The 8,492-nt window shown below is 39.2% G+C and carries 8 protein-coding genes; 4 read left to right on the top strand and 4 right to left on the bottom strand.

Annotation, left to right across the window (positions count from 1 at the left end; all coding sequences use genetic code 11):
• From BN67_RS10355 to BN67_RS10335, 4 genes are all read right to left on the bottom strand, one after another.
• Positions 1-294 (bottom strand): Arm DNA-binding domain-containing protein (locus BN67_RS10355; RefSeq protein ID WP_019224007.1); only part of this gene is annotated, 294 nt, incomplete at its 3' end.
• Between the two features lie 629 nt (positions 295-923).
• Positions 924-1,847 (bottom strand): YopJ/AvrA family T3SS effector serine/threonine acetyltransferase, encoded by a 924-nt coding sequence (locus BN67_RS10345; protein ID WP_019224005.1) that lies wholly within the window; start codon positions 1,845-1,847, stop codon positions 924-926.
• A gap of 331 nt (positions 1,848-2,178) precedes the next feature.
• Entirely contained in the window at positions 2,179-3,105 is a 927-nt protein-coding gene (locus BN67_RS10340) for a YopJ/AvrA family T3SS effector serine/threonine acetyltransferase (RefSeq protein WP_019224004.1), read from the bottom strand.
• A gap of 372 nt (positions 3,106-3,477) precedes the next feature.
• Positions 3,478-4,410, bottom strand: a complete 933-nt coding sequence (locus BN67_RS10335; RefSeq protein WP_019224003.1) for a YopJ/AvrA family T3SS effector serine/threonine acetyltransferase — start codon at positions 4,408-4,410, stop codon at positions 3,478-3,480.
• Positions 4,411-5,395: 985 nt separating this feature from the next.
• Here BN67_RS10335 and BN67_RS12235 point away from each other — a divergent pair.
• The 4 genes from BN67_RS12235 to BN67_RS10315 form a co-directional block, all read left to right on the top strand.
• Positions 5,396-6,430 (top strand): Bgr_08870 family protein, encoded by a 1,035-nt coding sequence (locus BN67_RS12235; RefSeq protein WP_341871723.1) that lies wholly within the window; start codon positions 5,396-5,398, stop codon positions 6,428-6,430.
• 9 nt (positions 6,431-6,439) lie between these two features.
• Positions 6,440-6,679, top strand: a complete 240-nt coding sequence (locus BN67_RS10325; RefSeq protein WP_019224001.1) for a hypothetical protein — start codon at positions 6,440-6,442, stop codon at positions 6,677-6,679.
• A gap of 215 nt (positions 6,680-6,894) precedes the next feature.
• On the top strand, positions 6,895-8,184 hold the full coding sequence (locus BN67_RS10320; protein ID WP_019224000.1) for a phage tail sheath C-terminal domain-containing protein: 1,290 nt from the start codon (positions 6,895-6,897) through the stop codon (positions 8,182-8,184).
• A partial coding sequence (locus BN67_RS10315; protein WP_019223999.1) for a phage major tail tube protein occupies positions 8,181-8,492 on the top strand: 312 nt, incomplete at its 3' end. The genes BN67_RS10320 and BN67_RS10315, both read left to right, overlap by 4 nt.

Raw genomic sequence — 8,492 nt, 5'->3', positions numbered from 1 at the left:
ATAATGAAGATTACGCATTGCCTCACGCTTTTGTTTCTCACGTTCTTTAATGGGATCACGCCCTTCACGTAAAACAAAACGCCACTGCGTTGCATATTCACGGGCTTGTTTTAAAGAGACATCTCTTAGAGCTCCTAAGCCCATTTCACGGCGCCGACCATGAATGGTATAGCGATAAATCCATTGAGCACCTCCATCTTTACGCTTATGAAGTAACAAGCCTGCACCATCATTATATTTGCCAGCCCCCAATGTTGCGACAGCCCTTGCATTAAGGCGATTCATAAGAGCCATTTTTCCTCTATAATTTTTACTCATCTGCCAACCCCGCTTATGACATAAAGCTAAGTGAATAAAATTGATTCAACATGAAGTGATTTGAGATGAAAGAATCTTACAATATTCGGGGTTGTGATTCAAGGTGAGAAACGATAAAAATACTTATAAATCAATATATTATTAGAGAAAGAAGATTGTTTGTGGTGGTGTTTTCTTTGGTAGATGGTTTGGTTTTGAGATCTTGTACTGGTTTTTTGATGAAGTCTTGTTGGTGTGGCTAGTGTTGGGTTGATGCACAATAAGCGTGCTCTATTGCGGTTGTTTGGGCGTCTGGCATGGAGGTGTTTGAGATAAAGCGGACACTCTCAAAAAAACAAGACATAGGCTTTTACTGAAAATGAAAGCATTTTATGGGTCCAGAGTTCTGCATATCCAAATAGTATCATTGTTCAAAAGAGCTTTGAAATTTTGATACATTTAAGAGGGGATGGTTTTTATAAAATAATGGTGTTTTTTGCTATAAGAAGCAAGCTGTTTTCTATTTTTGTTTTACGAACGAAAAAGTCGGTTTGCTTAGAGAAATCCTCACTGTAAAGCAACATCGTTTCATTCTTTATGAAGAGGGAATAGAGAAAAAATATCAATTACATTGTTAAAGATTTGTATTCAGTAATTCTTTTTTTGTGTTGTGAAACAGAAACAGTTTTGCCCTCTTCTTCCCTTAAGTTTTTTTCAAATCTCTCTGTTAGCGTTTCACCTTTTTTGTTTACTTTTTCATGTTCAGCATTCGGATTTGATTTTAAATATTCTCCAAGACGTCTTCTTCCTTGCACGTGTTTATAAAAAGTGCTTGGAAGATATGTATCCAACTTTCCAGCATATAAAGGCGTATCTGGTTCACATAGTACACCCTTAACATTATCCTTATGCAGTCTTGCTAATTTATCAGATTCAAGATGAAGCTTTTTGGCGAGGCTTAAGCTGAACATCCCACATTCAGAAGAGCTTCGCTGAATATTCATTTCTGCTGTAGTAAAAGAATAAGGAGGCAGTTGAAGAGTTTGATTTATTTTTATCCCTAATTTGCAAACCGCGATATTCTGAAATGTTGTAGGTTCAAGCATAATCAAAGAGATTTTGTCATCAACTTTTTGATAATCAAGGACTGCAAAGTGGATTTTGCTTCCCGAATTTACTATAAATCGGGCAGATTTTGCGTCGCTCTCAACGACTTCTTTTAGTGCGTAAGAAAATTCTTCTGCTGTAAGAGCCAATTTGAGATTCATTTCTGGATATTTACTGTTGGCTTTGTCTACGAGAGATGGCATCAATCTAATATCTGTGTTTTCATAATAAGTATTAAGCCAACGGCCAGTGACGAGATCACTCTCTAAGTTTGCAATAATATCTTTTAATTCGTCAGGACTAGGTGCAACATGTTCTTCTTCTGTTGGGAGGGAACTTTGCGTTAAACGTGCAATAAGGTCTTCTAAGGATTCATCCGCGCTTGCTTCTTCTTGTGTTGCTGATGAACGAGAGGGGATTTTTTTTGAATCTTGTGGCTTCATAAGCTTAGCCTCCATATTAATGGTTGATAGATGATTATTTTCGGCAATTCTGACTAAACAATGTTTGAAAAAAAAGAAGATGAGAAATTTCGTAGGGGTAAAATCTAAGAGTGTTTTCTCTCTCGTTTTAAATATGGGCTTTAAGTATGCTACTTTTGATAGAACAGCATTGTCTTGCCTTATGTTTTTAAGAGATCATCTTGCTCGCTGTTTACGTCTTTACTTTTTGTAAACAAAAAAGCTGCTTTACTGCCAGCAAATTTATTTTCATTCGTAAAGCAGCATCGCTTTATTCTTTATGGATACGAAAAATAGATGGCTAAAATATTTGTTATATCATCAGAGATTTGTATTCTGTTGTTCTTTTTCTGTGTTGTGAAACAGAAACAGTTTTTTCTCCTTCTTCCTTTAAGTTTTTTTCAAATCTCTCCGTTAGCGTTTCACCTTTTTTGTTGACTTTTTCATGTTCAGCATCTGGATTTGATTTTAGATATTGTTCAAGACGTCTTCTCCCTTGTGTGTGTTTGTAAAAAGTGCTTGGAAGGTATTGATCCAATTTTTCTGCAGGTAAAGGCGTGTCTGGTTTACATAAGACACCTTTCACATTATCTCCGTGCAGTCTTTCTAATTTTTGAGATTCGGCATGAAGCTTTTTAGCGAGGCCTAAGCTGAACATTCCACATTCAGAATTGCTTCGTTGAATATCCATTTCGACTATGGCAAAAGAACAGTTGGGCAATTCATGCGCTTTAAGGGCCAATTGTGTCCTTAATGCTAGTACCGCTGGTTTCATACTGTTGAGTGTTGTAGGTTCAAAAAATATCACGGATGTTTTGTCACCGATGGTTTGATGATCAATCACTGAAAAATGGATTCCTCTATCTTTTGTGTAAATGATAAATCTGGAAGATTGAACACCATTTGCAATGGCTTCTTTGAGTGCAAGAGCAAAGTTGTGAGTTGACGCTGCCAATTGAAGGCGCATGTTGGGATATTTACGATTTGCCTGCTCTATCAAGGCTGGCATTAGTTGAAGATCTGTACTTGCATAATCCGCTGTCAACCAACGTCCCGTTGAGATATCAGCTTCTAAACCAGCAATAATATCTTTTAACTTTTCACGATTGAATGGGATATTTCGTCCTTTTTCGCTTTCGGATTGTTCTAAATGTGTTGCAAGATTTTCTGTAGAATCACTTGTGCTTACCCCTTCGGGTGTTTGTGATGAATGAGGGAGAGGTGAATTTTGTGGCTTCATACTATTAGCCTTCCTATTGATAACCGATCGGCAATATTATTTTTTTCAATTATGGTTAAACAATGTTTTGAAAAAAAACATTTATTTATTGAAAATTAAGGAAAAAATCATCTTTAAGCTGTTTTTATAAGAAAGCGGGACCGGTATTTTCAAAACTTTCGTGTGATTTTTGTTTCTTCAAAGTCTTAAAATACGAGCTTTAAAATGGGCTAATTTTGATAGAATAATGACATTTTGTCTTTAACAGAGACATTGCTTGCATCTTTATTTCTTGCAAACGGAAAAGCCGGTTTACTTAGAGCAATCTTAGCCGTAAAGCAGCATAACTTTATTCTTTGTGGATGTGGAATATGGCTATGGCTAAAATGTTCGTTACATCATCAGAGATTTGTATTCCGTCGCTCTTTTTCTGTGTTGTGAAATAGAGGCTGTTTTTGTCTCTGTTTTCACTAGGTTTTTCTCAAATCTCTCGACAAGGGTTTCACCTTTTTTGTTTACTTTTTCATGTTCAGCATCCGGATTGGATTGTAAATATTCCATAAGACGCCTTCTTCCTTGCAGGTGCTTGTATAAACGAGCAGGAATATACGGGTCTAATTTTTCAGCCGGTAAAGGCGTATTGGGTTCGCATAATACACCTTTAATATTATCTTTGTGCAGTCTTTCTAATTTTTGAGATTCGAGATAAAGTTTTTTGGCAAGGCTTAAGCTGAACATCCCACATTCAGAGGAGCTTCGTTGAATATTCATTTCCGCCATGGCAAAATGAACCGGAGGAAATTGGTGATATTCAAGGGATTGTCGCGTCCTTAATGCGAGTAATGCGGGAAGCGTGTCACGCAGTAAGGTAGGTTCAAAAAAGATCAAAGAGATTTTATCATCAATGGTTTGATGATCAACAACCGCAAAATGGATGCCCCTATCTTGCGCATTAACAATAAATCTAGAAGATTTTATACCGTTCTCGAGAGTGTCTTTGAGTGCAAGGGCAAAGCCGTTAGGGGGGCTTGTAAGTTTGAGATTCATCTCTGGATATTTACGATTTGCTTGATCGACCAAGGCAGGCATCATGTAAAGATCTAAAATATCATAATAGTTTTTGATCCAACTTCCATCGGCATTATGCTTTTCTAAACCTGCAATGATATCTTTTAATTCCGCACGGTTGAAAGGGGTATTATTTATTTTTTCGATATTAAGCTGTTCTAAATGTGTTGCAAGGTTTTCTAATGATACATCTGCGCTTGCACCTTCTGGCATTTGTGATGAATGAGGGGGGGCGTCTTTTGAATCTTGTGGTTTCATTATATCAACTTTTGTATTGATGATCGATAGATCATATTATTTTCTTCAATTTTGACCAAATAAAGAAAGCGCTTGACTCTTGAAAATTAAGGAAAAAATCGTACTTTTGGTATTTTTATAAGAAGACCTTTAAACCCAAAAATTTTCTTAATTTTAAAAATTTGCGGATTTTTTTATAGTTGTAAAATCTGGAAAAATTGTAAGAACTCTAGGGGAGCAACGTTATTTTATATTTTAATTTATTTTTATCGCATGGCTCATTTCAATGAAGAGATGAAACCTTTTTTCAACAGTTCTACGCGTGAAACAATGACATCATCCATGATAGATGTTGGGTATAAAAGATGTTAAGTATAAAATAATGCTTATTTTTTAGGAATATGCTTTTGTTTTTTTCGGAAAAAGATATTCTTAATCATCTGCTATCAAATTATCCTACTCTGCTGTAAAACATTGTTATGCCGTAAAATACTGTCCTTTGAGTTGTTGTAATATAAGGCAAGACTCCCTTGATACATTTTTAGTATTTTTTGAGAATGTTGTGGCTATTTTATTGAAATACGTATAAAAGTGTGGATCCTAAAGAGGGCTTATATAAAATAAATTACACATAACATATTGAATTTATTATATTTTATATGATAGACGTTTCCTATTAAAATCGCAGTTTCGTTTGCAATAGTAACGAGGGTGCTTTCTACTGTATTGTTCATAATGAACTCCTAGTTATTTAAAAAGTTTGTTATTGACACCCATGAGGGTGTCGGGTGCTAACAAACACGGTAACAAATCCGTTGATCACACTTTTTCCGTGAGGGTATTGTATGGTGTGATCACACCCGACAAAATCACTTATATGCTAACAAGAGCACAAAAGATAGCCAATCTATTTAAAAAGCATAGGAAGGTCGTTTCGTAAGCTACTTGCTTATCATAAAGTGTTTGCATATTGATTGATTCAGATTGAACAGCATAAGTTTCGCGAATACGGTTATCTAATGAAGATATCGTTGGGTTGGATGATTTTCGAGCCAAGATCAATGAAGATTGGACCAGCTATGGACGCTTATCTCATCCCAATGAATGGCAAAGTTACAATAAATTTACCAGCAAAGTGACCATGAGTGGTGGTTTGGAACTGTTGGGAAATTCGTCGTTTAGACTTATTCATAACAACGAAATAGTCACCCGTTTAAGCACAACCGGCAGCACATTGAAAGGACCACTTAAGGTTGATGGTCAAGAAATTTATACAAAAGCCAAAGCGCTTGCTGCTTTTCAAGAAATACGTGATGAGATTGCAAAAGAGATAAAATCCTTTGTTTCCACTCCTCTTGAAATCCTTATGACCGAAAGTGGTCCAGCTCCGATACCTGATGGTGTGAGAGATGATACGGATATTGAAGTATGGGCATGGGGTGGTGGAGGTGGAGGCGGTAATTATACAGGCGGTGGCGGCGGTTGTGTGCACAGGAAACTAAAAGGCTCACATCTGAAAGATCCACTCACCAGAAGTCCAAGACGCGTTATCATTGGTCGTGGTGGTAAAGGTTTTTATCCCGGTCAATCCGGTAATACTGCTGGTTCTGGTGGCTTTACACGTGCTTTAGACTTTATGATAGCAGGTGGAGGAGGTGGGGGTGCTGTTAATGGACATGAGAGCACAGGCGCTCTTGGCGGTGTTCAAGGAAATTCACCTGGTGGTTATGGAGGTGGTTACGCATCCAATAGCAGCAGTTCAAATGGACGTGATTCTATTTTCAATGGTGGTGGAGGTGGTAACTATGGAAACCGCGTAGGGGCTGGTGGAAGTGGTGGCAACTCTATTTTGGGTGGTGGAGGTGGTGCTAGCGGTGATAAACACACAGAAGTACAAGGAGGTTTGAGTGTAAAAGGAGGAAATGGTGGAGGAAGTTATGACAATAAATCTGGAGGAGGAGGTGGCTACTTTCCCGGAAAATCTGGTGAAGACGGCGGTGACGGTGGAGATGGAGCAGTGTTATTCAAGTTTTATCTCTAGGAGTTTTTCATGGAATATGCGGTTGTTGAAAATGGTGTCGTCACGAATATTATCGTAGCGTCAAAGGACTATGTTCATGCCTTTGAAGGTGAAGCAATCGCCTCAAGTGAGGCACAAATTGGCTGGATTTATAAGGATGGCGTCTTTTCTCCTCCAGTGGTTGAGAACGAAAAGGCGTCTTTGTCTCCTGAAACATCAGAGCCAGATGTTCTCGTAGCATCTCTCAAAAAAACGGTAAAAGAAAGCTGAATAAATCCGAGTTTCTTAAGCCCTTAAAAAATGAATGGTTTGCTTTGGAACAATTGTTGTATGATGGTTGAAGTTTATAAAGGTCTTTTTTCTAAAGTCCCTTTAAAGCTCTTTTAAAGCCCTTTTAAGGGCTTTTTTCTTTTTGACTGACAATGTCAGGCTTATGGAGCACCTACCACTGTTGTTATGTTTTCTTCATTGATTTGGAGAGCAAAATGGCAACAGAATTTAATCATGGTATTCGCATTCTTGAGGCAGGTGAAGAGGCACGTCCGTTAGCAGTCTTTGATCAAAGCGCCATTGGAGCGGTTGTCACAGCCCCTGATGCCGATGCAAAGACCTATCCCCTTAACGAGCCGGTATTGGTTTTTACGCATGAGGGAGACAAAATCCAAAAACTAGGGACAAGAGGCACAGCGCTTGATGTTATTGACGCTGTATGTGCGCAAGGAATAGACGCAAAAGTTATCCTAGTGCGTGTGGAGGAAAAGTCAAAAATTTCTGAGACCCAAGTGGAAATGGTGGGCTCCAATGCGCAGCTGACGGGTGTCCATGCTTTGGCGCATGCGCGTGGTCATTTAGGTGTGGAACCTGGCATTCTCTTAGCACCGGCTTATAGTGCAGGGCGGTTTGAGAATGGCAAAAACCCCGTGGCAGAGGCTCTTGAACAGGTTGCCGAAAAGCTACAAGCTCTTGCCGTGTTTGATACGGGGGGTAAAAACACCGAAGAAAGCCTTGCCTATCGTGCAGATTTTTCTTCACGCTTTTGTTATTTGCTTGATCCCTTTGTACGGGTGGCAAGTGGTGATGGGGGTGTGAGTATAAAACCGGCAAGTCCTTTTGCCGCAGCCATGTTTCTCAAACGTGACAAGCAAAGGGGGGGTGTTTTTTGGTCTCCCTCCAACCAGGATGTGAAAGGTATTTTAGGGACAGCACGCCCGATTAGTTATTTTGATGGGGAAATTGATCATGAGGCTAATCGTCTAAACCAAGCCGATATTGCCACCTTTATTCCCGCAAGGCTTAGCCAAAATGGGCATGGTACAATGGCTGCCAATGGACGTATTTTATGGGGCAATCATACCACCTCCAGTGATCCCCTCTGGCGTTTTGTCAATGTGGTGCGCACCCGTGCAGCATTGGAAAAAACCATCATCAATCATTTGCGCCCTTTTGCCAATGATGAGAATCTGACCGGTCAACATGTTATTGCCATTACCCGCTCTCTCACACAGTTTCTTGATGATATGATTGCTCGTGGTGCGCTGCTTGGTGGGCGTGTTTGGTTTGACCGCGATTTGAATTCCAACAGCACTTTACAGTTGGGAAAATTGCGGGTGGAATTTGATGCAGAAGAAGTTCCGCCTCTAGAAGATTTAAGTTTTGGCAGCCGTCGCAATAGCGTTTACTTTGATCGGTTAGCCCAAGATATCCAAAATAAAATGACCTATCAGTTTGGCGATACGCTGAATGCTTATCGCAAAGCAGCAAGGAGTGAGGTATGAGTTTAAGAATTGTTCGCGGTTTTACCCTGATTGTTGATGATGATGTCAATCTTCACCTTGATCTTGAAACCCTCAAACTTCCCACATTAGAAGAAATCACCGAAACCTATCAACCAGGGGGTTCGGATATGCAAATAGATGTGAGTGGACTTGGTGTAAAAGCGCTCAGTTTACAAATGAAAATCCACAGCCATACCCCTGAGGTGATTGGTATCTTTGGCGGTTCCCCTGGGATTCGTCATAAATTTACCGGCAAAAAGCATGTTGTGTCTGAAGAAGATGGGCGTGAGCATGAACATTCCATTGAT

Source organism: Bartonella rattaustraliani AUST/NH4, from assembly GCF_000312565.1.
Lineage (GTDB): Bacteria > Pseudomonadota > Alphaproteobacteria > Rhizobiales > Rhizobiaceae > Bartonella > Bartonella rattaustraliani.
This window is presented reverse-complemented; position numbering and strand designations above follow the sequence as displayed.

Coding starts and splice junctions, on each gene's coding strand:
- BN67_RS10345 (WP_019224005.1), bottom strand. CDS start 1,847: ATGAAGCCACAAGATTCAAAAAAAATCCCCTCTCGTTCATCAGCAACA.
- BN67_RS10340 (WP_019224004.1), bottom strand. CDS start 3,105: ATGAAGCCACAAAATTCACCTCTCCCTCATTCATCACAAACACCCGAA.
- BN67_RS10335 (WP_019224003.1), bottom strand. CDS start 4,410: ATGAAACCACAAGATTCAAAAGACGCCCCCCCTCATTCATCACAAATG.
- BN67_RS10325 (WP_019224001.1), top strand. CDS start 6,440: ATGGAATATGCGGTTGTTGAAAATGGTGTCGTCACGAATATTATCGTA.
- BN67_RS10320 (WP_019224000.1), top strand. CDS start 6,895: ATGGCAACAGAATTTAATCATGGTATTCGCATTCTTGAGGCAGGTGAA.